The 246-nt window shown below is 56.9% G+C and carries 1 pseudogene; it reads left to right on the forward strand.

Annotated elements, in window-relative coordinates:
• Window positions 1–246 (forward strand): annotated as a pseudogene (locus tag SB773_RS33900) (amino acid ABC transporter permease); the annotation flags it as partial.

Raw genomic sequence — 246 nt, forward strand, 5'->3', positions numbered from 1 at the left:
GTCAATCCTTTCACACGATACGCGTGTCCGCCGCCCTGATTATAGGCCTGCCGATACTGGCACTGATCGCGACCGGGTTTCCGGTTTCGTTCGACTCACCGAAGCTTGGAACTTTCAATCTGACCGGCGGTGCGCAGATCAAGCCGGAGTTTCTAGCTTTGTTTCTGGCGCTTTCCTTCTATACGGCGTCCTTTATCGCTGAAACGGTTCGCGCCGGCGTTCTGGGCGTCAACAAGGGGCAGACCG

Source organism: Bacillus sp. SIMBA_074, assembly GCF_046534555.1.
Taxonomy (GTDB): domain Bacteria; phylum Bacillota; class Bacilli; order Bacillales; family Bacillaceae_G; genus Bacillus_A; species Bacillus_A mycoides.